We start from the raw sequence: 20,390 nt of genomic DNA on the forward strand, positions 1-20,390 counted from the left end.
GTCACGATCCCGCCCTCAGTCCAACCATGAAATGGCCCAGCGCATTGCCAACCGCCGCGCTCACGGCCGCGAGCCCATCCCGGTCGATCAGGGCATCTGCCCGTACCAGAGAGGAGGCCAGCAATCGGCCCACCGCCACCTCGCCCGGCGCGGCCAGCGCCGCCCCGACAAGCGCCCGCAATGTCTGCAGGCTCATGCCGTCGGTGGATTCAACCTCCGCGAGGATCGCCCCGATAGGCTTGCCCAGCGCCCATTCCGCCAGCGCCATCCGCGCACGGTCATAGGGTTGCAGTGTCAGGTTCATTTTTTGCCCCCCTTGCGCAACGCCCGCTTCGCGGCCCGCGCTGCCGCCTTCGTGATTTCCGATTTAAGATCAGCAATAACAGCGGCTTGCGTGATCCCTTTGGTGGTGTGGAAAGCCGGGCTCATAAAGGGCTGCGCCGCATGGCGCACCGTGCCATCCTCCTGCAAATGGGCATGTGGCACCGTTGTGCGCACCCGCACCGTTGCTGTCGCCCCGCGCCCGGCTGCCGCCCGGTTCGCAGCCCGTGCAGCCTGCCCAGCCTCTTTTTTGGTTGCCCCCGCGCGCATGGCCTTGGCATAGGCCGCCTTGCCGGCATTGCCCCGCAGCACAATGGCCTCGATGCTGCCTTTCAGCTTGCGGTGGCCCGGCGGGCGGTGGCCCTCGCGCTCCGGCGCATTGGCGTTGGCCGCATCCACCAATGGCTTTGCCGCTTTTTTCAGGGCCCGGTTCAGCACGCCGCGTTGCGTGGCCTTGCTCAGATCCTCAAGCCCCTGTCCGGCCTCATAGAGGCCTTCCAGCTTGATTTTTGCTTTCATCTCCATCCTCCCCTGCAAAAAGAAAACCGCCCGTAGGCGGTTTTGTTATTCAGTGAGTGATGGCTTGCGGATGGAGCGGAACAACATTTTTCCGGTCAATGACCTTGCCTAGTATCATGCATTGCCACCCTACCGGCAGCGGATGCCGATGGCCGGGAACGGCCTCGATCTGGTCGGATGCCATCGCCCCGCGTGGCCCCATCGCCAAATGCGAGTTTGCATCCTTGTGTGGTGTATCAACCTTGACGTCACCCGCAGCCGTCACAACCACGAAATGCTCACCATCCTTGATGGACGTACCCCTGATATCAATGAGAACCAGTTCTCCATTCAGGCAAAGCACCCCCTTGCCCTCATCGATAACCTTCTCGATCCGCCGACGCGTCAGCCGTCCGTCCAGCGGCAAAACTGCTTGCCCGGCACGTTCGGCAAGATTGTTTTCAATGGCGGATTTTCCCCCTGCCTTCAGCCACTGTTCTGCCCTGTCGGGGTCAAACAGCCGCGCACGGCTCACCCCGGTATCAAGCCGCCCTTCCACCCGGCAGCCCGCCGCTTCCAGCCAATTGCCCACCCGGTTCGCCAGTCCCTTGGGGCAACGTGAAAACCCTGCCGCTTTCAGAATGGCCCCAACGGTGCGCCCGTTGCGAAATACTCCCGGCGTGGAAGGCTGGACAATAGCGGCAAGAGCGTTGACGGTTTCGACCAGCGCCGGAAGTGTGCTCAACGCCTTTTCGATCCCTGTCACCTTGCTGGCCAACATCCGCGAAATCCCATCATCACGACGGATGGTTTCCAGCACATCGGCGGGCAGCGTGGTCACGGGCGTGCCGTTCTGCTCCTCCAGTTCCTGCCAGCGGTCCACAATCGCGGCGCGAAGGGGAATGCTGTAGCCGGAAACGAGGATCATCGTCTCGCGTTTGGGGAGGCGGTATTCCTTGCGCCATTCGCCTTTGGCATCCTGATACTTGCCCTCAAAATCAACCGGCTCAGAATTGAGCCCGTTGAGCATTGCCTCAATGTCCCGAACCACATTCTTGTGGAGTTTGCCGGTCAGGTCGGCAATCTCGCGACTGGACATGGTGAGGGGGCCTACGCCCTTGCCATTCTCCGGGAAAGGAATGATATGTTTATCGTCCATCTCAGCAGTCCTTTTGCTGGGTGTGGAACTGGCCCGCTGCTTCAACAGCGGTGTTGGGATCGACAGCGGCGGGGGTGTCGTCGCCAAACTCTGCCCCCGTCGCTGCCTCTGCGCTTCCGAAGATGCGCTTGAGGTGATGGATCACCTCGGAATTCATCGTTCGCTCATTTGCCTTAGCGGCTGCCTTGATGCTCTCCCGAAGATCGGGAGGCATACGCAAAGCCATTTGCGCCATATTGCTCAAATCACCCTCCAATGAAGCACGGTGATACTAGAGCACCGTGCTTCATTGCCGTCAAGCATATGGTGCTATATTTGTGCGATATGGCCCGTGAAGATCCTCAAGTGAACATTCGGATGCCCGCGCTCCTAAAAGCGCGGCTGGAAGCTCGCGCCCGTGAGAACAATCGCTCTCTCACGGCGGAGATTGTCCACCTTCTGGATCAAGCTGTAAGCACAGCCCCAAGGCAGAACTATACGAAAGAAGAGTTCCTCAAGGATATAAAGAACCTTGAGGCTCACCTCCGCGCACTTACGGATGAAATGAAATCATCCGAAATAGAAAACGGTGAATAAGTCACCCCCACCCCGCCATCCGGGCATCCATCTGCGCAGACATGCGCAGCAACGCGTCAAAATCATCGTCGGATGGAGCCGGGGGCTCAGCCTGCCCATGTGCCTGCGCATAGCCCGTCACATAGGCCACGAGCTGATACAGGCTCATGCCCCCGATGCACTCAGGGGCCAGCCCGATTACGGCACCGCACTGGTAGATGGCGGCAGCGGAGAGCCATCCGTCTGCGCTGCCGCCACGGGATTTCCCGGCGCATCATCCGGCTGGGCAAGGGCGGCATAAATCACCTCCCGCGCAACAGGCACATTTTCCAGCAGCGGACGGCGGTCCACATAGCGCGCCACCAGCGCCAGAGCCTGCGCCGGGGTCTTGCCCCCGCCAATCAGGCCCAGCCGCAACGTCTCGCGCACATCCTCGACCCGCCAGTCATCACCCTGCAATCGCAGCGCAATGGCCAGCGGCCCGCTATCCACCTTGTCTTGCAGCTCAAGCAAGCCATCCAGAGTGAGGCGAAAGGTGGTGTCCCCATCGCCCCACGGGCGCGTCACGCGCGCATCAAAGCCCGCCATCAGGCCAGATCCGCAGCCACCAGCGGGCCATCTCCCGTCTGTGTGACAGACACCTGTACCTTGTTCCCTCGCTCCCCGGTCACCTCATAGGAGGTCAGCAAAGCCCGTCCGGTATAGCGCCGCCCGGCAGCTCCCGTGCCAAGATCAATCTGCACATTCCGCGCTTCGCCGGAGGCAAACCACTCATCCCAGACGGCCACACTCTCAGCAGCCAGAACACCGGAGCCGCTCACGGACCATGACTGGCTGCCCACTTCCGCCTCAGTCCACGCAGGCGCATCCGGGTCATCACAGTCCGGCACGCTGGTACTGTTGGTTTCGGCGGTGCGCGACAGCCCGCGCGTAGTCAGCCCGCACGGCGCGGAAAATTCCTCAGGGTCCCCGCCGTCACTAATTTTGACAAGCAGATGTGAGCCTCTGTAAGTCGTCGGTTTGGCCATGATGCAAGCCCTTGCTTGAGTTGATATTACTGGCTCTCGATCAGAGCCGCGATGTCGATAATGCCGTGGGTTGTCAGCCCGTCAGGATCACGGCTGGTGCGGGTGCTGCCGCATTGCAGTGAGCACAGGGCACTATCCACTCCCAGATCCAGCTCCGCCTCATGCAGCGCCTGCCGCACGGCCCAGCAGATCCGTTTGGCCTCCACCCCGCCCACGGCGCGTGACCACACATGCAGCGTGGTCACCACCTCATATCCGGCGATGCAATCGGCGCTATCATCCAACACCTGAAAATCGCCAAATGTGATGCGTGGGAAGCCGGCCCCATCCGGCACCGCGTCATAAATGCGCCCATCCACCAGATCCGCCACAGCCGCGTCTGCCATCAGCGCGGCATAGATGGCCCGCTGCAACGCCTCATCAGGTGCGCTCATGGCGCCCTCCCCGTGGTGGCCATCATCTCAAGCCACTGCCGCCGCCCGTCCGGGTCAACCGGGGCACAGGTCAGCGCATAGATCGCGCCGGTGCGTGCATCCACCGCCCGCCAATCCGCCTGTATCTGGCGGGTGGCGGAACAGGCCCGCACCGTAATTGTCAGGGTTGTGATGCCTTCGAGCCGCGCCGCCACAACCGCCTCCCCGCCCAGCCGGGGCCGCACATAAGCGCGCCGCTCAAACTGATTCACCCAGCCAGCCTCATGATTGCCCGCCCCGTCAGGGGCGATGCTGCGGGCCTGAAACATCACCCGCCCGCGCAGATCGCCGGCGCTAGTCATGCCCCGCCTCATCAGTTCCCGGACGCGAAATGGATACAGCCGCGCCAGCCGCCTTGGCGCGCAGCGCACAGGCGCGCGGCACATTGTAGGATCGCCCGGCCCGATACCGGAGCGTCACCCGCCCGCCGCGCGCCGGCGGATCAAACTCGAAATCCCGCTCAAAGCGCACCCACGCCATGGTCAGGCCCTCCGCATCATGCTGGGGCCAAGCATGGCCCGTACGGCAGGCGGGACACCTTCCCCACCGCCATTGGATGGCGGGGCATACCAGTGCCCAACCAGCAGCATGATGGCGCGGCAGATATTGTCCGGCACATCCTCCGGGGCGCCATAACCGGCCACCCATTGCACGCTGACGGCATCATCTTCGCGCGCCAGATCCGGCAACGACCCGCGCAAACGCACAAATGGCCCCAGATCATCCACCAATGGGCTGCTGTAGGATGCCGGCGGCAGGGTCTGCACCGCACCGGATTTATCCCGGTAGAGGATGCTATCCACGGATCGCACCGGCCCCAGCGACAGGCGGATGACCCCGCCCCGTGGCCAGCCCGGCAAATCCTGTTGCCAGGTCTGCATCAGCAATGCCCGGCCCAGAATACCGGCCCGCCCATCCAGATAGGATGTGGCCGCGCCAATCAGCGCGGTCAGATCCGCATCATCGTCATCATGATCTATTCTCAGCGCCGCCTTGAGCGCCTCAAGGCTCACAGGGAGCTGTGCAGGCGGCGTCACGCATACAGCCTGCAGCATGCGCACCTCATCATGTCAGAGAGACGAGAGGCGGCGCGGTCACTCCGCGCCGCCAGACATTACGCCTTAATCTTCAGCGCCCGCATCGGTTCGGGGTTGACGACACCGCCACCCACCCGTTTGCGGGTGTAGAAGCCCACATAGGGCTTGCGGGTCAGCTCATCACGCAACACGGAAATGCCCAGCCGATCCACGATCAGATATGTCGCGGCCATATCGCCATAGAGCACCGGCAGGGCCTCCGCCGCGATATCCGGCATGCCGGGCATCTCCACAACGGCCTCGCCCAGCAGGGTCGAGGGCTGACCCGCCGCGAAGGCAGGCTGCCACAGATAATTGCCGTCGCCATCCTTCAGCTTGCGGCACTCGCGCAGGGATGCGCGATTGAGGAACAACTTAGCGCCCGCGCGCAATTCGGCCGGCAGATCATAGATCAAATTGATCAGATCATCCGCCCCCAGCGCACCAGAGGCCGCCGTTTCCACGGTCCCGATGGCCCCATAAGGGTGGCGTGCTGCATTGGCCTCGCCATCCACATATGTCAGGACACCGAAGGGCTTGCCCGCCCCGTCACCGGCAAGGAACGCCGCGCCTTCCTGCTTGGCGAATTCGTCCTGGACCTCCGCCGCGAGCCACGCCTCCACATCAATTTCCGCATCTTCGAGGAGCGTCTGGGTTGTATGCGGATAGGCGTACATTTCCCCCGTCTCGAATGTCAGCGGCTTGACAGTCGGGGTGCCGGTTGCCGGACGGGCCGCCGTTTCAGCGACCCAGCCGGAATCCGCTCCACCCTCATTGTAGAGTTTCGTAAATCCGGCTTTTGAAACCGTGATCGACGAGGCGTGCGCCCGCATGGGCGAAAAGATCTGGAGCCGGTTGGTGATGGTCCGATCCCATTCCACCGGCGCAAGATACCCGCCCCCCTCGGCCACACCAACAGACAGATCCGCACGGGGGCCGGCCTTGCTCGCAGCACGGATCTGGGCTTCACCCTGCCCGTCGCGGAAAAATTTTGCCCATGCCTGGCTGTATTCCGGGTCTTCAGGGGCCGGGCGATCCTGCCCGCCGCCAGAGGCCGCACGCGCGGCATTCTCCCGGGCCAAACGATCAAGTTCCGTCTGGATATTATCCATGGCGGCGTTGATCTTCCCGAGCTTTTCATCCACTTCCGGCCCATTGGCCTTGCCGGACAGACGCTCATCATTGGCCGCCTTGAATTCCTCGAAGGCGCGATTCATGGCCTCCACAGCCGCACGCGGGGAGCCTGTTTCCGCGCGCGGGGTGCCCAGCAGGGCGCGCGGCGGACAGGCATGCGCGAGGGTGGCCAGAGCCGCAGCGCCGGCAATATTGATATTGTGCATGGTATCTAACCTTATGACTGGATTGTCTGTGTCAGGCCGGCCAACAGACCGGCCCACTCATCATCGCCAGCGCCCGGCGTGGCGGAGGGCGGGGCAGCGCCTGGCGTACCCGCACCCTTGATCTTGCTGATGCGCGCGCGCGCCTGTGAGCGGGTCATGCCACTCCCCACAAGCGTCAGTTCCAGCGCACGCAAATCGTTCACGGCACGGTCAGATGCCTGCGCCGCCTCATCATGAGAGACGGCATCTGCCGACAAGAGCGCATCGGCAAAGCCGCGCTCTATGGCCTGCGCCCCGGACATATAGGTTTCGGCATCCATCCATTTGACGATATCGCCGACAGGCCGGCCGGTGCGGGCCGCATAAACATCGGCCATCGCAGCGTCAAACGGCTCCAGATACTCCGCCACCTCACGCATGTCATGCCGGTTGCCGCCCGACACCACCCACGCATTATGGATCATCACAAAGGAGGCTGCCCCGATCTCGATCCGGTCCCCGGCCATCGCAATCAGCGAGGCCGCAGAGGCCGCCCAGCCCATCACCTTGATGGTGATATCCTGCGGGTGCTCGCGCAACACATTATAGATGGCGATGCCCTCAAACACATCGCCACCCGGGGAATTGACATGCACCTCCACAGGGCGGTCCCCAATAGCCCGGAGCTGCTGCGACACCTTTTTGGCGGTGAGCCCACCACCCGACCAGTAATCCTCCCCGACCACATCAAACATGGTGATCACATTGTCACCCGTGGCCAGAGCCCGCACCCCGGCCGCCCCATCAGCCCAGCGATCCAGCACCGCCGGGCAGGTCAGGGCCTGCACATCCATGTTCGCGGGCACCGGCAATGCGCCAGGGCGCGCACGCGCCAATACCTTAGGCCGCTGCTTCATCACCGCCCCCCTTTCGCTTCAGTTGTTCCCGTCATCATCGTGTGTGGCGGGGCTTCCCGTTCCGGCAGATCCATGGTGTCGCGCACCTCATCCACATGCATCCACGGGGCATGCCCGCCGGAGCCCAGCGCCTTTGCCAGCACCTCCGCCTGATCTTTCATGCTTCCCCGCAAAAGCGCGCCAGCATTGAATTTTGCCGCCAGATTCCCCCGCTCACCATCCCCCAGAAGGGTGCGCTCACAGGCTTGCTGCCACGCCTCAAACCACGGGTTGAGAGCGTAGGTGACAAAAAACTGACCCAGCGCCTCAATGCCGGAGCCCCAACTTGTCTCATCCATCATGAGCAGAGGACGCGGCACGCCGGTAACGCGTGCGATCTCCTCCACCTGCATCTTGCGCAGCACATCAAGCTGTGCGTCGCGCGCACTGACGCCGGCCGCCGAAAACTTAGCGCCCTGCTCCAGTATCAGCAGCTTGCCGGCATTGTCCGCACCGGATTTTTCCGCGAGACTGGCGCGCAGCCGGTCATATGCCTCCGGCGACAGCAGGTCCGGCAGCTCAAGCGCTCCGCCCGTCATGGTCCCGTTTTTCAGGAGCCGCGAGGTGGCCAGCTCCGCCGCCAGAGCAATCCCGATCGCCTCCCCGGCCTGCCTCACCAGCGAGAGCCCACGCAAGCCGTCAAGCGTCACCCCCCGCAGGTGCAGGATATCCTGCGGGTTATAGGTCACACTGCCACCCTTGCGCGGCTGATAACGATAGGTCACCCGCCAGGACGTATCCTGATCGACACTCACAAGGTCCGGGTCCAGCGGCACCAGCCCCAGCACCTTGCCCCGCCCGCTGCGCATGTCGCGCCCGCGTACAACCAGCGCATAGGCGTTGCCCTTGACCAGCGCCCGCATCTGCATGAGCGCGCGGAAGTCAAAGGCGGTCTGCCAGTCATTCGGACGGCGATGCAGCACCGTATAAAGCGGGTGATCGCTTTGCTTTTCTTTCGTTTTTGCGTCAATCAGATGCAACGGTAACATGCCGATGCAGTTGGATATCAGCGTCACGGCCCGCCACATGGCCGGGGTTTTCAGGGCGCGGTCCACATTGACATGTATCCCCGTCGCGGTTGGCGATACCCCGAAGCGGATCATCTCCGAGAGCGCCACCAGAACATCCCCGCCACCATCCATCTGAGCAGCCGGATGCCTTCCCGCCCCACGGCTGTCAGCACGTGGTGCGCGGCGAAATAGATTTTGCAGCCACATATCACACCATCAGCACGCCACGGGTTTCGTAGATCGACACCGCGCGCGGTGCCGGCGCGCGGCTGGCCATTTCCACCGCGTTGTAGAGCGCCATCAGCGGGTCTATTTTCTCGCTGGCCTTGCGCTTGGTAATGTAGACATTCTGGCCACGCGGCTCCGTTACCGCATTGCCGACGCACCAGGCCATGAGCGGCGCCCCGGCATGACACAGGTTCCCGGCCGCCAGCAGACGTTCCGCCCCGAAAATGGCGCTTGAGAGCCGATAACCCTGCGAGACACTCATAACCTTGGGGTCGCCTATACCGGCATCGGCAAGGGCCACGACAAGATCCGCCGACAAGGCCGGGTCAAGGCCGATCGCATTTTCGTCCGGCAGGAGGCCCGCGCGGTCAAGCCGACGGATAATATCCAGCACCTGCACCACATCCGCCCCAACATCACAGATCGTCAGGTCGCCATCCCGCTCAAATCCGCGCAGCGCCTCAGCCATGTCCTTGTTGCGATCCAGCGCTATGGGCTGCGCCCAGGCGTGGCACCACGCCAACCATTTACGGGTCTCCCTGTGCCGGCCCAGAACCGCCAGGCCGAACAGGTCATCAAGCCCGCCAATGTCACCGCCCACCACGCCCACATCACACTCATCAATGATACGCTCAAGCGTGATGGTCCGATCCGCAGCCCCCTCCCAGTAATCCGCGCCAACCCAGCGCCGATCATGCATCGCAAGGCCGATCTCCACATTGAGATGCTGCGATGCCCATTCACGGGCTTCCTGCTCGCCTTTTTCCTGCGCCGTATCCCACTCATCGACGAGGCGCGGAATGGTCAGGGATCGCCCCAGATTGGGCAGCACCATGGGCCAGTTTTCAGGGTCTGCCCACGGTTTGCCCTCATCACGCTGCATCCCTTCCGGGAATTCGTAGAGCACCGGCAACATGCGCACGCCCTTGGTGATTTTCCCGTCCCGCACACCGCGCGCATAATTCAATTCGCTCTTGAAAATCCCTGTAGGTGGCGATTCCGATTGCGTCGTGATGATGATCAGCAGGCTGTCCGGCTTGGTCACCATGCCCCCGCGAATCTGGTTCATGACGCGCGTTGCGTGCGATGATGCGCTCATGACGTGCAATTCATCGACGATTGCAAAGTCAGGGATACCGCCCGTCACCACACGTGGGTCGAAGCTCTTGATCTTGAGTACAGAGTTGCGCGGGCGGCCCGTCTGCTCATCATTATACAGGTCAACGATTTCTTTTTTGTGCCCCACGATCTTGAAGCGTCGGGACAAGAAATCGTCCAGAGAGATCATGTCGCATGCCTGATAGAAACAGGTATCCGCGACGGATTGCGTCGGACCAATGATATTCCCGATCACGCCGGGCCGCTGAAACATCTGGAGCGCGACCAGACCAAGCGCGGCAGCATTGGTGGTCTTGCCGTTTTTCTTGGGCACGAGATTGAAAATCTCACCCACAAAACGCGCACCCGTCTCAGGGTCAATCGAGCCGAACGACGCCCGCACAATGTCGCGCATCCAGTCTCCAGCGGCCTCCGCCATCGTTGGCGTGCCGGGAATGTCAGGGAGGCGCAGCTTGTCAAACAGCTTGACCGATACATCCGAATAGATCGGGTCCAGCGGCAGATCCGGGATCGGCGTTTCGCCGCGTCGGAGCTTACCCTCCCAGTCTGGACAGGCAAATGATGGCCGTTGCATCAATGAGGTGTCCTTAGTCTGGCGTACATGTCGCCATAATCCTCAGGCACCGACTGCGCATCCTGCAGGCGTTGCTCCTTCTTCCCGACCGGCGCAGACGGCTTTTCGTCTCCTTCGGCTGGCGACGTCTGGACACGCGGCGCACTCGGTACAGATGCCGAGATCCGCTCCATCAACAGACGCACAGATGGCACGTGCCCCTCGCGCGCCTTGCGCATGAGAACATCCAGAAGCACGCCTTCAGTCAGCACCAGGCCGGATTGCAGCTCACGGGAAAAATGTTTGCGCAGGGTCTTTTCATCGATCCCCATATTCTCCGCGATCATCTTGTGAGACCAGCCAGCCGCCACACGGGCGCACACAAAGTCTTGATTTTCCTTGTCTTTCTTGAAAGACGGGCGTCCGCGTCGGTCGCGGATCGGCAAGGTCGGCTGGCCGAACAGATCGACCCCGACCGTTCCATCAGAATTTTCATCGCTCACAGGAAAAAAATCTCCGAATGTGAGGGGCGGGGGTCAGGAAAAGGGGGCCATACAGCACTTTTGCCACCCCCTACCCTCACCAGCGCCGGCGCTCCGCCGCCTGCTTGCGCCCATCGTGACAGGGCTTGCACAGCGTCTGCAGGTTGTCGCGATCCCAGAACAACGCCTCATCACCCCGATGCGGCCGGATATGGTCACACACCCGTTGCCGTGGATCGGTGATCAGCCGCCCGCATCCCTGCATCTGGCAGCTATACCCGTCCCGCGCGAACGTCTCCTCGCGCAGCGCGGACCATCTGGCTGTCGCATACCATCGCCGCCACGGGGACTCGATGGCGCGCCGTTGCGTGCGCGATCCATTGTCATGTGATTGCACCGGCAGCAGCGGAGCCGGCGGCGGGAGCCGAGGCGGCAGCGACCGGAGACGAGGTGGCCTCTTGACCATGGCCCACATCCCCAACGCAAAGACCCCGGCAGCGGGTTGCGCTCCGGGGTCTCAAACCTTTTTATCTGTGGTTGAAGCTACGCAAACTTTTTTTCTCAGTCAACCCGCTTTTTCGATGGCCAGCCAATCCGGCTCATCCACCCGGTAGAGCGCCCGCAACAGCCACGGCTCGCGCGGCGCGGCGGGCGGGGCTGCCTCATGCGCGCACAACGCCCCAGCAAGCCCGCAGGCCAACCCATCCAGCGCATACCACCACATCACATATTGCCCGCGCGAATGCGCCACAAGCGCCGGGTCCACAGCCCAGCGCAGCCGACACCCAACCTCACGCCTGCCCAGATCCCGCACCATCCGCACCCGCCCGCCGTGGCCATAGGTATCCGCCACCAGCCGCTCCGCCTCGCGCCCGTGCCAGGATGGCCGACACCCACCCCGACCATGCCCCACCACCAGCGCCAGCGCCTCGCCGGGCAGCGCCATCACCGCCTCATGCACCGCCATCGCATCCGGCGCCACCGCCGCGCCCAGCGCCGTCAGATGCAGGCCGGATGTGCCCACCCGCGTGCCCAGCGCCTCGATGCTCATCATCGCGTCAGTCGCAGAGCGCATGCGCGGCGCAGCCACCCCCCGCGCCAGCGCCGCCACCCGGTCCACACGCTGATCGCGATAGGCCCAGGCCACCAGATGCTCAATGTCGATCCGCTGTTTCATCGCCTGCCCTCTTTGCCCCAGTTCCCCGAAAATCTGGCCCAGTCAATTCCGCCGCTGTTTCAGTGGCTTGCCCCACTTGCCCCACTTGCCCCAGTCAAAATGAAAACCATCAGATTTTCCGCCATCGCCGCTCCCCATTCTCCGCCCCCCTTTGCGCGCGCCTCACGTGTACGCGCGAGGGCTAAAAAATGGGGCAAGTGGGGCAAGTGGGGCAACGCATTGAAAGTACTTTATTATTTTTGCCCCAGTCCGGGGCCGGTTGCCCCGGTTCCGCACCCGGCGCGGTGGCGGCCGGAAAGACACCTTCAGGTCTCCGCATCCGGCCACTCGTCGGTTTGCCCCATCGCGGAATCCCACGCCTCCCGACATGCCCCGAGCGCGGGGAAAGTGAGGCACCACTCGCGCGGCGTGGAAGAGCCACCCTCCGCGTCATAATCCTTGTCGCGATGCAGCCCAGGCACCACCTTGCGCAGGCGCTTGCCAAAGGCGGTAGGGCTGTCTCGCCGTCGCCACCCCACCCGCTCCGCCTCATGCAGATAGTCGTCATAGAGCACCCGCGAAGGCACGGCTTGCCCCCACGCGCGCCCGCTGCGTGTCAGCGCCCCGGCAAACAGCCGCCCATACCACCACTCCTCCACGCTATGGAGGCTGGAAAGCTTCTGCTCCAGCAAGGCTTTGGTGCGCGGAATGCGCCTCAGATCCACCTGTGACAGGTCGAAACTCAGAAGATCATGCAGCAGCGCCTCGCGCCCGCCATCCGCAAGCTGTTCTTCCATTTCCCGGAAGTAATCAGAGTTCTGCGCGCAGCGCGGGTGAATATCCAGCACACAAAATCGCCGCTCATCCTTGCCGGCAGGCACCACCCAGTCTTCGTTTGAGGTCATCATCAGCCGCACATAGTTGTCCAACCGGATTGGATCGACACCCTTGCTCTCGATCATCTGAAACTTCGAGGTAACAAGCCCTTTCAGCCGGCCTTCCGCCGCCTTGTCGCCCGCCCAAACTGCCTCTTCCGCCTGCAATAACAGGCAACTGGCCATGTGCGCGTTGAATTGCCCCGTCACATAGCGCGGGTCATCCACCGCGAAATAATGGGCCGGAAACAGCGAGCCCATCACTTCGCCCACCTTGGTCTTGCCAGTGCCCATGCGCCCGCGCATCACCAGCGCCGTTCCCACCCGCTCGCGCGGGCGCTGCACCATGTGCGCGAACCAGCCAAACACCCAGCGAAAGAGCCCTTCATCCCCGTGGCAGACATTATTCAGAATGTGATCGTGGAAGATGGCATAGCCATTCTCCCGGGCTTTCGGCACCACGGCAAAGCCGCGCCACAGATTGAGATAATCCCTGAAGCACTCCACCCCATCCGGGTTCGGGAAGAACTGGATGCCCGAATACTGGCGGCGATGCCGGTCTTTCAGCCAGCGCTCGGCATGGCTGAGGGCGCGGATCTTGCCATCCGCCGCCGGAACCTCGGTACAGGTGTTGCCCAGCCAAAGCCGAAAGGAATCGACGGTCAGGAAGCGCTGCCGGTCTTCCACCGGCGCGCCTCCGCCTTGCTCGCGCATGACCACGGCCTTGCCGCCCATCAGCACCAGCGCCCATTCCCGGTTCAGGCGCTCCACATCATAGCCGCCATCACGCAACACGCGCGGGGCGTCATCCTCCGCCTGCGCCGCTTCCGTCTGGGCCCCCGTCTGGGCACCCGGCACCTCCGGCGGCACGCTCAGCCCGGCAAGTGCCGCCCGAAACCCCGCCGCCAGCGCCTGCGCACCCGGCCCCGCCGCAATTTCTCCCCGCTCGCTCATGCTGCATCCTCAATAATCATATCGTTGCAATCCGCCTCTGTAGCGGGCCAGTACGTCACCACCCGCAGCCCCTCGCGCGCATGCCGCGCCTCTGCCCGCGCCATTGCCTGTCGGGTGAAAAATGGTTCGCTGTCGCCATCCGCCAGCAACACCAGATCGCGCACACTCTCCGGCACCGGCATGGCCGGTTCATCAAGGGCCGGCACCGGGCCGGGCACCTTCACGGCGCGCTTGTGTCCCTTGGCGGTCACCCGCACCTCTGTCGGGTGCCTCACGGTTTCCAACGCCTTGCCCGTGAGATTGCCCAGCGTGATGCCAGCGGCCCAAAGCCAGCCCTCCGGCAGGCCGCCGGCGCGACGCAGCGCGCTCCACATCGCGAGCGTGGTCTCAATGCCCTCGCCGGAGCACTGCCCCACCGGCTCCGGCCCGCCCGGAGACAGCACAATGCGGCTGCCCAGCACCGTGCCCCGGCACTTTTTGGCCGGCAGCACCTCGCCGCTGTCAGGGTCGATAAATGCGGCCTTGCCCTTGGCACGCGCCAGATCCAGCCAGGTCATGTGCAGGCCCCGGAAGTTGCCCGCGCCATCCGTCATCGCCGCCAGCATCGCCGGGCCGGACCCGATGCGACGCGGCCGCCGCCGGCCCGCCTCATCCTTTTCAACCCCGTGAAAATAGGGCATATCCGGCGCAAACCGCAGATGCGCGCCCGAGGGCACATCCAGCCCGCGCAGCTCGCGCAAATAGGTCTCCGCCAGCGAGCCCGCGAGAGGCAGGCTCCGCCGCCACTGGGCAAAGCAGCGGTCCCGCTCCGCCTCGCGATAACGCCCGCGCCGCCGCTCTTCCAGCGCCCGCGCCTCATCCTCGCGCACGCGGCGGGCCTGTTCCCGTGCCGCCAGCTCTTCCGGGCTGGCCCGCTGGCCCTCCCCGCGCGGCGGCGCACGGCCCGTCAGCGTCTCGCAGGCCGCCAGAAAATCGGCATCATCCAGATATTCCACCAGCGCAATGGCATCGCCCCCGCGCCCGGCATGCCGGCAATTCCAGAGGTTTTTCGGGGGGTTGACCGAGAACCGATCCCGCCCCCCGCACACCGGGCACGGGCCCACCAGTTCATTGCCAGCACGACGCAGTTTGATGGAGCGGCGCGAAAGCACCTCTTCCACGCGCACGGCCCGCGCATCTTCGACCCATGCGGAGAGATCGGAATCGTTCATGCCGCTTCCCCCGCAATATATTCGGACAAAATTGCCCGATTACGCTTGACGCTCGGACATAAATGTCCGATATTCAATTCATCAACAAGGAGGTGGTCATGGACAAACGGGCGCGGTTCATCGCGGAAATCAGGGAGGAGGCAAAAGCCAGAAACCTCCCCTTCCACGAAGAGAGCCGCCGCGGAAAGGGCGGGCACGCAATGCTCTGGGTCGGAGACAGGGTGACAACCCTCCCCTCCCGGGAGATAGACCCCAAGACAGCCCGGAAAATCCGCAAAACCCTCGGTCTCGATTGAGACCGGGGGAACCCCGTTGCCAGACCCAGAACAGGAACCGGAACGATGCTGACATTCAGATTTTTCGCGCAATTCGAGCCCGGCGATGAAGGCGGCATCGTCGTCAGCTTCCCGGATGTGCCGGAAGCCATCACACAGGGTGACGATATGGCGGACGCCCGCGCGCAGGCGCAGGAAGCCCTTGGCCTTGCCCTGCTCACCTACCCGCGCCGGGGCTTGCCCCTGCCGGTCGCAACGACGCAGGCAAAGGGGCTGGAGCCCGTCGCGGTGGAAGCGGAAACCGCCGCCAAGCTGGCCTTGCTGGAGCGCTTCCGCGCCAGCGGCATCAGCAAGAGCGAACTCGCCCGCAGGCTGGGCAAAGACGAAAAGGCGGTGCGCCGGTTGCTTGACCCGATGCACCCCACCAAGCTTGCCCCCCTTGTGGAAGCCCTTGCGGCTCTGGGGGGGCAGCTTGTCATCAGCATGGAGGAGGCGGCCTGAAATCATTCCGCCGCCTCCGCGAAGAAACCGGAAACCTCGACATGCCGCGCCTTGCGCGCGCGCGGCATGGAAACCTCACGGGGCTGATAATTGGCGGCCACCAGCGCAGCCGCCTCGGTCGGGCAAACGGCATTCCCGCACATATGGCCCTGCTGCGCCTGCGAGAACGTCACCACATTGCCGTCCTCATCAAGGCCGCGATCAATGATGTAATCCGGCGGGAAACCCATGGCGGAGAAGCGCTCACGCGGGGTCAGCATCCTCATGCCAATATCCACCAGCACGAAGGTTTGCCCCTCCGCCTCGACCGTTACGAATTCTCGCTCATCCCAGCAGCCATGCGCCCGCAGAAAATCGGCCACCTCTCGCGCCCGGGCCTCATGCTCCGGCCCAAAGGGCGGCAATGTGCCAAGGGCGGAAACCAACCCAAACCTGGCCTTGGCCGTATCCGTGCGCATCGGCTGGGCCAGCGCCCCACCGACCTCGTCTGTCCCGTAATAGACGGTCAGCATTGGCAGACTCACGAGCGCGTCATGCGTGCCGGAAGCGGTTGTGGTGCGCGCAGGCTCATCCGCCGGGCTGTCGCGCCGGTCAGTGCCCCGCAGGCTCAGCATATGCGCCGCCACCAGATTTTGTTGTGATCCGGACGTGGTGATGGTGCTCACCGGCTCGCGCAGATCATGTCCCGGCGCACCCGGGCGTGGCCCGCCATTGTGCTGCGCAATGAATGCCGAAACCAGCGCCGCCTTGCCCGCCCCGCCCGCCGTGATGGTGCCCACCGGGCTATCCACCCCAGCGCCGACCGAGGCCCCGAACTGGCGCGAAATCATTGGCATCAGGCCAGCGGAAACGGTCGTTATCGCCGCGCCATCCGCAACGATGGTGCGCAGCGGCCGCTCCGCAGATGACCACGGATCCTGCGAGGGCCGCATGGTCATCATGTGCACACACGCAAGGCTCCCGCCATTGCCAGAAGGAACCACAGTCGGGCCGGGGCGGTCACAGCCGGAAGAGCGCGGGGCCTGCCCGGCCCGCTCGCCATAGCGCGGCACCAGATAGGGCACGATCAGCTGGTTCTGGTCCTTCCGGCTTGCCGTGATCGTCTGCACCGGCTGGGCAGCGTCGCGCACCCCGCCGCCTTGCTGGGCATAGGCGATAACGGGGGAAACAAGAGCATCGCCCCGGCGCGCCGTCAGCGTGTGCAGGGGCTTGTCAAGCGCCCGGTCACGTGCGGTGTCCCCGCCATGGTTCACCACCACCAGAACCGGGCGCGCCGTTTCCAGCACATGCCGCTTCACACCCAGCGCAATCCGCGCCATCGTCTTTTCCGCCAGCGGCCGCACTGCGCGCAGCCCCAGCTTTTCGAGGATCTGCGACTTGCTGTCGAAAATCGACGGGCACGGCAGGCTGAAATCCACATTATCCGCCGCCGTCACCCACGGGCGCAGTTCGCCGGCCTCGATCCGCGCAGCGTCCTCCGCATCCTGAGGATTCCCGAAGGCCCGCGCCGGCCACACGATGGGCTCGCCATCCCGCCGCATGACCATGTAGAGCCGCCGCCGGATGGTGCCCGCGCCAGACCACCAGGCCCGCCGCTGCCGCCACTCGATATTCCTGTAACCGAGCGCCTGCCACGCCGCCACGAACTGCTGAAACGTCTCACCTTTGCGGCGCGGGCAGCGCTTTCCATCAGCCAGCAACGGCCCCCAATCCACATATTCCTCGACATTTTCCAGAAAAACGACGCGCGGGCGCTGCCATGCCGGCAGGCGCTTGACCCAGCCGACGATTGCCCAACCGATGCCGCGCGTTGTCTTGTCGCCATCCCGGCGCGGGGCCGCGCCCTTGGCCTTGGAATGGTCCGTGCAGTCCGGGCTCATCCAGAGCATGCCAATGGGTAGCCCGGCGCACATAGCCACGGAATCCACCGTCGCCACATCCTGCACCATGTGCCGAGTGGCAGGGTGGTTGATGCGGTGCATCGCCAGAGCCAGCGGGTCATGATTGATGGCGATATCCGCATCCCGCCCCAGCGCCATGCGGATGCCTGTGGAAGCCCCGCCGCCGCCGGCGAAGCTGTCTATGACGAGCTCTTTCATTCCGCCGCCTCCTGCGCCAATGCCTCACGCAGCCGCGCATTTTCCGCCGCCAGCCGCACCAAACGCTCATGCAGGCTCTTTTCGCGCGCAGATGCCGGCTTTCTCCTCTTTTCGCGCGGCGGCTGAGGGGCGATGCAGATGCGCAATATCTCCGGTATCTCGCGCAGCAAGCGGCGCGCTTCGGCACGCAGCTTTTTGGCTGCCTTGATATTGGCAATCGCAGAGATATGCCGGTTTGCATCAGTATCTACCCGCGCGCGGGCATCCAGAGCATTGGCCCGTTGCAACAGCCGCGCCGTCAGCGCGCGACGCTCCTGAGATGAGAGGCCCCATGCGCTGGGCTCGCGCACACGCGGCACCAACAGCCCCCGCAACTGCACCAGTTCGGCACGCAGCCGCTCATTGTCCGCCACAAGGGCGCGCAAGGCCGTGCTCATTCCGCGCCCTCCCGCTTGAGAGCCACCAGCTCCGCATCCAGCGCCGCCAGCCCCTCCATCGCCTCGCGGATCGCCCCGCGCAGGCCCAGCCCGCGCACCTCATCCGCCGTCACCCGGCCGTCATCCTCCAACGCGCGGGCCAGCCGGCCCGTCAGGGCGCTGGCATCCTGCACAATGTCAGAGATGTGCCGCACCCAGCGGCCCTGCCCGGCCACACCCTGCGGCAGGCGCACCAGCACATGGCCTGTCAGCGCGGCCAGCTCCCGCGTGACAAGGGCCGCATCCGCATCCGCCTCCAGATCCGCCACCACATCCACCGGGGCAAAAACATGCTCCTGCGGGTGGCCATATCTGGAGAGGGTCTGCGGGGCCACGCGGGTGACGCTGGCGGCAGATTCCTGCCCGCCGCACGCCTCCACAAGCCGCCGCATGGCCCCCTTGAGGCTGAGATAATCGGCACGCCGATGCCGGCGCGCTGCGGGCTCCACACCCCGCCCCGAAGGCTGTCTCATGCGCAATTTTCCGATGCTTGCGCCTTTTCCAGCGCAGGAGGATGGGGAATGGTGGCCTCAGGCCCGGCGCCGAACACATCCGGGCGCAGATCATGGCGGCTCACAGCACCATCCGTCGCCGCCTCGATCCGCAGGGCCATTTCCGCGGAAATCCTGCGGGCGCGCGAAAGCAGGAAGGAGATTTGCTGCTGGGAACAGCCCGCCGCCTGGGCAAGCTTGAGCTGCGATCCCCTGATCTGGACTGCCCGCGAAATGTGATCTCTGAAGCCGGTCATACTAGTAAACTAGTAACCGGATCGCCGGGCGTCAACTAGAATTCTTGTCTGGCGCCCTACAAGCAATCTGGTAGGGCTACATCATGTCATTGGCCGAGAACCTGAAACGCATCCGCGAACAAGCCGGGCTGTCACAAGTCAATCTGGCCAAGGCCGCGCGCGTCAGTCAGCAGCTCATTTCCCGGCTGGAGAACGGCAAGGACAGCACCACCAAAAAGCTGCCGGATCTCGCCACCGCTCTGGGCGTGCCCATATCCGCGCTCGATCCCGCCTATGTGCCGGAGCCGATAGAGGGCATCACCCGGGTGCCGCGCCTGTCATGGATCAGCGCCGGGGCGCTGCAGGCATACGACCCGGTGGCCGTGCACGATGATTGCACCGTCATTGCGGTTGCCGGCCTGCCTGATGGAGACTGGATCGCCCTGAAGGTGACCGGCGACAGCATGGACCGCATTTCCCCGCCGGAATCCATCATACTGGTCAATCGGGCCGATACCGCCCTTGTCGCCAATGCCTGCTACGTCATTGCCGATGAGATGGGCAACGCCACCTACAAGCGCTATCGCCCCAACCCCACAAGATTCGAGCCGGTGAGTGTCAACCCCCGGCACGAGCCGATCTATCCCGATAATGACCCCATCATCATTGGGCGCGTGCGCCGCACGATACTGGAGATGTAATGTTCCCGCGTATTTTGCTGGTGATGATCGTGGTGGCTCTAGGCGGCTGGATATGGAGCGCGGGCAAGGATAAGGCCCCGCCGTCACCACCACGCTATGACCATCTCGATACTTTTGTGCATCATCGCCTACCCATCAACAAGGCTATCCTTGATGCCGGCTGGGATTGCAGCAAGGTCATGCACGCATTTCCGGTCGTAAATCCGGCAGCGGAAGGCCTATCTTTAAAAGTCTATTGCCAGATTTCCGGGAACCCGCAAAACGCCATTTATCTCGTTGTCATGAACGAAAAAGAGGCGTTTTCAGCCAGCCTGTGGGGTGGCAAACCGGCCTTTGAACCCCCACCCCCTGAAACAGTTGCCGCGCAGGCCAAAAGCAAATCTCAGAATTTGATAGATCGCCACCCGGACAACGCGCGCACTTATACCCGGATGATCCAGCAGTTTGATTATAACTGCCCCCTAGCCAAACTGGCCTACGCTCAAGGCGAAGGCCCAAAAGGCACTGAAATCAAGGTTTTTTGCGGGCCGGCAGATCGCGACGGGGTTTACCCTAAAACAGTCTACAAGGTTATCCTGCGTGAGAATAATACATTCAACGTACAGCCTTGGAATTAGCCATCATCATCGGGCGCGTGC

The 20,390-nt window shown here is 63.6% G+C and carries 29 protein-coding genes; 5 read left to right on the top strand and 24 right to left on the bottom strand.

Annotated features, from left to right (window positions below):
- Position 1 precedes the first annotated feature (1 nt).
- From ACT6QH_RS01930 to ACT6QH_RS01945, 4 genes are read right to left on the bottom strand one after another with little or no spacing between them, the layout of a single operon-like run.
- The gene (locus tag ACT6QH_RS01930) at positions 2–304 is read right to left on the bottom strand and encodes a hypothetical protein (protein ID WP_444973126.1); all 303 of its coding nucleotides are present in this window, start codon (positions 302–304) and stop codon (positions 2–4) included.
- The gene (locus tag ACT6QH_RS01935) at positions 301–840 is read right to left on the bottom strand and encodes an HK97-gp10 family putative phage morphogenesis protein (RefSeq protein ID WP_444973127.1); all 540 of its coding nucleotides are present in this window, start codon (positions 838–840) and stop codon (positions 301–303) included. Before ACT6QH_RS01935 ends, ACT6QH_RS01930 begins: the two co-directional genes overlap by 4 nt.
- Positions 841–889: 49 nt before the next feature.
- A complete protein-coding gene (locus tag ACT6QH_RS01940; protein WP_444973128.1) occupies positions 890–1,978 on the bottom strand; it encodes a Rha family transcriptional regulator in 1,089 nt (362 codons plus the stop codon).
- A gap of 1 nt (position 1,979) precedes the next feature.
- Complete coding sequence (locus ACT6QH_RS01945) at positions 1,980–2,213, bottom strand: Arc family DNA-binding protein (RefSeq protein WP_444973166.1); 234 nt, start codon at positions 2,211–2,213, stop codon at positions 1,980–1,982.
- 89 nt (positions 2,214–2,302) lie between these two features.
- On the opposite strand from ACT6QH_RS01945, the gene ACT6QH_RS01950 reads away from it, so the two are divergent.
- A complete protein-coding gene (locus ACT6QH_RS01950) occupies positions 2,303–2,554 on the top strand; it encodes an Arc family DNA-binding protein (RefSeq protein WP_444973129.1) in 252 nt (83 codons plus the stop codon).
- 1 nt (position 2,555) lies between these two features.
- Here ACT6QH_RS01950 and ACT6QH_RS01955 read toward each other — a convergent pair whose 3' ends face one another.
- The 16 genes from ACT6QH_RS01955 to ACT6QH_RS02030 form a co-directional block, all read right to left on the bottom strand.
- Positions 2,556–2,702: a hypothetical protein gene (locus tag ACT6QH_RS01955; RefSeq protein WP_444973130.1), complete on the bottom strand. Its 147-nt coding sequence runs from the start codon at positions 2,700–2,702 to the stop codon at positions 2,556–2,558.
- Between the two features lie 29 nt (positions 2,703–2,731).
- Positions 2,732–3,121 carry a gene transfer agent family protein gene (locus ACT6QH_RS01960; RefSeq protein ID WP_444973131.1) on the bottom strand — a complete coding sequence of 130 codons (390 nt, stop codon included), beginning with the start codon at positions 3,119–3,121 and terminating at the stop codon, positions 2,732–2,734.
- Positions 3,121–3,561, bottom strand: coding sequence for a phage tail tube protein (locus tag ACT6QH_RS01965; RefSeq protein ID WP_444973132.1), 441 nt, complete (start codon positions 3,559–3,561; stop codon positions 3,121–3,123). Before ACT6QH_RS01965 ends, ACT6QH_RS01960 begins: the two co-directional genes overlap by 1 nt.
- Before the next feature lie 26 nt (positions 3,562–3,587).
- Positions 3,588–3,995 (bottom strand): DUF3168 domain-containing protein, encoded by a 408-nt coding sequence (locus ACT6QH_RS01970; protein WP_444973133.1) that lies wholly within the window; start codon positions 3,993–3,995, stop codon positions 3,588–3,590.
- Positions 3,992–4,336 (bottom strand): head-tail adaptor protein, encoded by a 345-nt coding sequence (locus ACT6QH_RS01975; RefSeq protein WP_444973134.1) that lies wholly within the window; start codon positions 4,334–4,336, stop codon positions 3,992–3,994. The genes ACT6QH_RS01970 and ACT6QH_RS01975 overlap by 4 nt, the downstream gene beginning before the upstream one ends.
- Positions 4,329–4,514: a hypothetical protein gene (locus tag ACT6QH_RS01980; RefSeq protein WP_444973135.1), complete on the bottom strand. Its 186-nt coding sequence runs from the start codon at positions 4,512–4,514 to the stop codon at positions 4,329–4,331. The genes ACT6QH_RS01975 and ACT6QH_RS01980 overlap by 8 nt, the downstream gene beginning before the upstream one ends.
- 2 nt (positions 4,515–4,516) lie before the next feature.
- Positions 4,517–5,089, bottom strand: a complete 573-nt coding sequence (locus ACT6QH_RS01985; protein WP_444973136.1) for a head-tail connector protein — start codon at positions 5,087–5,089, stop codon at positions 4,517–4,519.
- Positions 5,090–5,148: 59 nt separating this feature from the next.
- Entirely contained in the window at positions 5,149–6,450 is a 1,302-nt protein-coding gene (locus ACT6QH_RS01990; protein ID WP_444973137.1) for a phage major capsid protein, read from the bottom strand.
- A gap of 11 nt (positions 6,451–6,461) precedes the next feature.
- Positions 6,462–7,346 carry a head maturation protease, ClpP-related gene (locus ACT6QH_RS01995; RefSeq protein WP_444973138.1) on the bottom strand — a complete coding sequence of 295 codons (885 nt, stop codon included), beginning with the start codon at positions 7,344–7,346 and terminating at the stop codon, positions 6,462–6,464.
- The gene (locus tag ACT6QH_RS02000) at positions 7,346–8,527 is read right to left on the bottom strand and encodes a phage portal protein (RefSeq protein ID WP_444973139.1); all 1,182 of its coding nucleotides are present in this window, start codon (positions 8,525–8,527) and stop codon (positions 7,346–7,348) included. Before ACT6QH_RS02000 ends, ACT6QH_RS01995 begins: the two co-directional genes overlap by 1 nt.
- 76 nt (positions 8,528–8,603) lie before the next feature.
- A complete protein-coding gene (locus ACT6QH_RS02005) occupies positions 8,604–10,316 on the bottom strand; it encodes a terminase large subunit (RefSeq protein ID WP_444973140.1) in 1,713 nt (570 codons plus the stop codon).
- Positions 10,316–10,798: a hypothetical protein gene (locus tag ACT6QH_RS02010; RefSeq protein ID WP_444973141.1), complete on the bottom strand. Its 483-nt coding sequence runs from the start codon at positions 10,796–10,798 to the stop codon at positions 10,316–10,318. Before ACT6QH_RS02010 ends, ACT6QH_RS02005 begins: the two co-directional genes overlap by 1 nt.
- 76 nt (positions 10,799–10,874) lie before the next feature.
- Positions 10,875–11,252, bottom strand: coding sequence for an HNH endonuclease (locus ACT6QH_RS02015; protein WP_444973142.1), 378 nt, complete (start codon positions 11,250–11,252; stop codon positions 10,875–10,877).
- A gap of 90 nt (positions 11,253–11,342) precedes the next feature.
- Positions 11,343–11,954: a hypothetical protein gene (locus ACT6QH_RS02020; protein WP_444973143.1), complete on the bottom strand. Its 612-nt coding sequence runs from the start codon at positions 11,952–11,954 to the stop codon at positions 11,343–11,345.
- Positions 11,955–12,259: 305 nt separating this feature from the next.
- Complete coding sequence (locus ACT6QH_RS02025; RefSeq protein ID WP_444973144.1) at positions 12,260–13,762, bottom strand: primase-helicase family protein; 1,503 nt, start codon at positions 13,760–13,762, stop codon at positions 12,260–12,262.
- The gene (locus ACT6QH_RS02030) at positions 13,759–14,973 is read right to left on the bottom strand and encodes a DUF7146 domain-containing protein (RefSeq protein ID WP_444973145.1); all 1,215 of its coding nucleotides are present in this window, start codon (positions 14,971–14,973) and stop codon (positions 13,759–13,761) included. Before ACT6QH_RS02030 ends, ACT6QH_RS02025 begins: the two co-directional genes overlap by 4 nt.
- Before the next feature lie 62 nt (positions 14,974–15,035).
- Between ACT6QH_RS02030 and ACT6QH_RS02035 the strand changes: the two genes are divergently transcribed.
- The gene (locus ACT6QH_RS02035) at positions 15,036–15,269 is read left to right on the top strand and encodes a hypothetical protein (protein WP_444973146.1); all 234 of its coding nucleotides are present in this window, start codon (positions 15,036–15,038) and stop codon (positions 15,267–15,269) included.
- A 48-nt stretch (positions 15,270–15,317) separates the two neighbouring features.
- Complete coding sequence (locus tag ACT6QH_RS02040) at positions 15,318–15,749, top strand: type II toxin-antitoxin system HicB family antitoxin (protein WP_444973167.1); 432 nt, start codon at positions 15,318–15,320, stop codon at positions 15,747–15,749.
- Positions 15,750–15,751: 2 nt separating this feature from the next.
- On the opposite strand, the gene ACT6QH_RS02045 is transcribed toward ACT6QH_RS02040, so the two are convergent.
- The 4 genes from ACT6QH_RS02045 to ACT6QH_RS02060 are packed head-to-tail and all read right to left on the bottom strand — an operon-like array spanning position 15,752 to position 19,072.
- Positions 15,752–17,848, bottom strand: a complete 2,097-nt coding sequence (locus ACT6QH_RS02045; protein ID WP_444973147.1) for a DNA cytosine methyltransferase — start codon at positions 17,846–17,848, stop codon at positions 15,752–15,754.
- Positions 17,845–18,285 (bottom strand): hypothetical protein, encoded by a 441-nt coding sequence (locus ACT6QH_RS02050; RefSeq protein WP_444973148.1) that lies wholly within the window; start codon positions 18,283–18,285, stop codon positions 17,845–17,847. Before ACT6QH_RS02050 ends, ACT6QH_RS02045 begins: the two co-directional genes overlap by 4 nt.
- A complete protein-coding gene (locus ACT6QH_RS02055; protein WP_444973149.1) occupies positions 18,282–18,797 on the bottom strand; it encodes a phage regulatory CII family protein in 516 nt (171 codons plus the stop codon). The genes ACT6QH_RS02050 and ACT6QH_RS02055 overlap by 4 nt, the downstream gene beginning before the upstream one ends.
- Positions 18,794–19,072 carry a transcriptional regulator gene (locus tag ACT6QH_RS02060; protein ID WP_444973150.1) on the bottom strand — a complete coding sequence of 93 codons (279 nt, stop codon included), beginning with the start codon at positions 19,070–19,072 and terminating at the stop codon, positions 18,794–18,796. Before ACT6QH_RS02060 ends, ACT6QH_RS02055 begins: the two co-directional genes overlap by 4 nt.
- Before the next feature lie 83 nt (positions 19,073–19,155).
- Between ACT6QH_RS02060 and ACT6QH_RS02065 the strand changes: the two genes are divergently transcribed.
- Together ACT6QH_RS02065 and ACT6QH_RS02070 are read left to right on the top strand one after the other, a co-directional pair.
- On the top strand, positions 19,156–19,752 hold the full coding sequence (locus ACT6QH_RS02065) for an XRE family transcriptional regulator (RefSeq protein WP_444973151.1): 597 nt from the start codon (positions 19,156–19,158) through the stop codon (positions 19,750–19,752).
- A complete protein-coding gene (locus ACT6QH_RS02070) occupies positions 19,752–20,369 on the top strand; it encodes a hypothetical protein (protein WP_444973152.1) in 618 nt (205 codons plus the stop codon). The genes ACT6QH_RS02065 and ACT6QH_RS02070 overlap by 1 nt, the downstream gene beginning before the upstream one ends.
- Positions 20,370–20,390 lie beyond the last annotated feature (21 nt).

Source organism: Haloleucobacter albus, from assembly GCF_052492075.1.

Excerpts from the sequence above, each read along its gene's own strand:
- ACT6QH_RS02000 (WP_444973139.1), bottom strand. The coding sequence starts at position 8,527 with ATGGATGGTGGCGGGGATGTTCTGGTGGCGCTCTCGGAGATGATCCGC.
- ACT6QH_RS01985 (WP_444973136.1), bottom strand. The coding sequence starts at position 5,089 with ATGCTGCAGGCTGTATGCGTGACGCCGCCTGCACAGCTCCCTGTGAGC.
- ACT6QH_RS02005 (WP_444973140.1), bottom strand. The coding sequence starts at position 10,316 with ATGCAACGGCCATCATTTGCCTGTCCAGACTGGGAGGGTAAGCTCCGA.
- ACT6QH_RS01970 (WP_444973133.1), bottom strand. The coding sequence starts at position 3,995 with ATGAGCGCACCTGATGAGGCGTTGCAGCGGGCCATCTATGCCGCGCTG.
- ACT6QH_RS02030 (WP_444973145.1), bottom strand. The coding sequence starts at position 14,973 with ATGAACGATTCCGATCTCTCCGCATGGGTCGAAGATGCGCGGGCCGTG.
- ACT6QH_RS02070 (WP_444973152.1), top strand. The coding sequence starts at position 19,752 with ATGTTCCCGCGTATTTTGCTGGTGATGATCGTGGTGGCTCTAGGCGGC.
- ACT6QH_RS02065 (WP_444973151.1), top strand. The coding sequence starts at position 19,156 with ATGTCATTGGCCGAGAACCTGAAACGCATCCGCGAACAAGCCGGGCTG.
- ACT6QH_RS01945 (WP_444973166.1), bottom strand. The coding sequence starts at position 2,213 with ATGGCGCAAATGGCTTTGCGTATGCCTCCCGATCTTCGGGAGAGCATC.
- ACT6QH_RS02025 (WP_444973144.1), bottom strand. The coding sequence starts at position 13,762 with ATGAGCGAGCGGGGAGAAATTGCGGCGGGGCCGGGTGCGCAGGCGCTG.
- ACT6QH_RS01935 (WP_444973127.1), bottom strand. The coding sequence starts at position 840 with ATGAAAGCAAAAATCAAGCTGGAAGGCCTCTATGAGGCCGGACAGGGG.
- ACT6QH_RS01990 (WP_444973137.1), bottom strand. The coding sequence starts at position 6,450 with ATGCACAATATCAATATTGCCGGCGCTGCGGCTCTGGCCACCCTCGCG.
- ACT6QH_RS01930 (WP_444973126.1), bottom strand. The coding sequence starts at position 304 with ATGAACCTGACACTGCAACCCTATGACCGTGCGCGGATGGCGCTGGCG.
- ACT6QH_RS02015 (WP_444973142.1), bottom strand. The coding sequence starts at position 11,252 with ATGTGGGCCATGGTCAAGAGGCCACCTCGTCTCCGGTCGCTGCCGCCT.
- ACT6QH_RS02035 (WP_444973146.1), top strand. The coding sequence starts at position 15,036 with ATGTCCGATATTCAATTCATCAACAAGGAGGTGGTCATGGACAAACGG.
- ACT6QH_RS01950 (WP_444973129.1), top strand. The coding sequence starts at position 2,303 with ATGGCCCGTGAAGATCCTCAAGTGAACATTCGGATGCCCGCGCTCCTA.
- ACT6QH_RS01940 (WP_444973128.1), bottom strand. The coding sequence starts at position 1,978 with ATGGACGATAAACATATCATTCCTTTCCCGGAGAATGGCAAGGGCGTA.
- ACT6QH_RS01955 (WP_444973130.1), bottom strand. The coding sequence starts at position 2,702 with ATGAGCCTGTATCAGCTCGTGGCCTATGTGACGGGCTATGCGCAGGCA.
- ACT6QH_RS01965 (WP_444973132.1), bottom strand. The coding sequence starts at position 3,561 with ATGGCCAAACCGACGACTTACAGAGGCTCACATCTGCTTGTCAAAATT.
- ACT6QH_RS01995 (WP_444973138.1), bottom strand. The coding sequence starts at position 7,346 with ATGAAGCAGCGGCCTAAGGTATTGGCGCGTGCGCGCCCTGGCGCATTG.
- ACT6QH_RS02045 (WP_444973147.1), bottom strand. The coding sequence starts at position 17,848 with ATGAAAGAGCTCGTCATAGACAGCTTCGCCGGCGGCGGCGGGGCTTCC.
- ACT6QH_RS01975 (WP_444973134.1), bottom strand. The coding sequence starts at position 4,336 with ATGACTAGCGCCGGCGATCTGCGCGGGCGGGTGATGTTTCAGGCCCGC.
- ACT6QH_RS02050 (WP_444973148.1), bottom strand. The coding sequence starts at position 18,285 with ATGAGCACGGCCTTGCGCGCCCTTGTGGCGGACAATGAGCGGCTGCGT.
- ACT6QH_RS02020 (WP_444973143.1), bottom strand. The coding sequence starts at position 11,954 with ATGAAACAGCGGATCGACATTGAGCATCTGGTGGCCTGGGCCTATCGC.
- ACT6QH_RS02055 (WP_444973149.1), bottom strand. The coding sequence starts at position 18,797 with ATGAGACAGCCTTCGGGGCGGGGTGTGGAGCCCGCAGCGCGCCGGCAT.
- ACT6QH_RS02060 (WP_444973150.1), bottom strand. The coding sequence starts at position 19,072 with ATGACCGGCTTCAGAGATCACATTTCGCGGGCAGTCCAGATCAGGGGA.
- ACT6QH_RS01980 (WP_444973135.1), bottom strand. The coding sequence starts at position 4,514 with ATGGCGTGGGTGCGCTTTGAGCGGGATTTCGAGTTTGATCCGCCGGCG.
- ACT6QH_RS01960 (WP_444973131.1), bottom strand. The coding sequence starts at position 3,121 with ATGGCGGGCTTTGATGCGCGCGTGACGCGCCCGTGGGGCGATGGGGAC.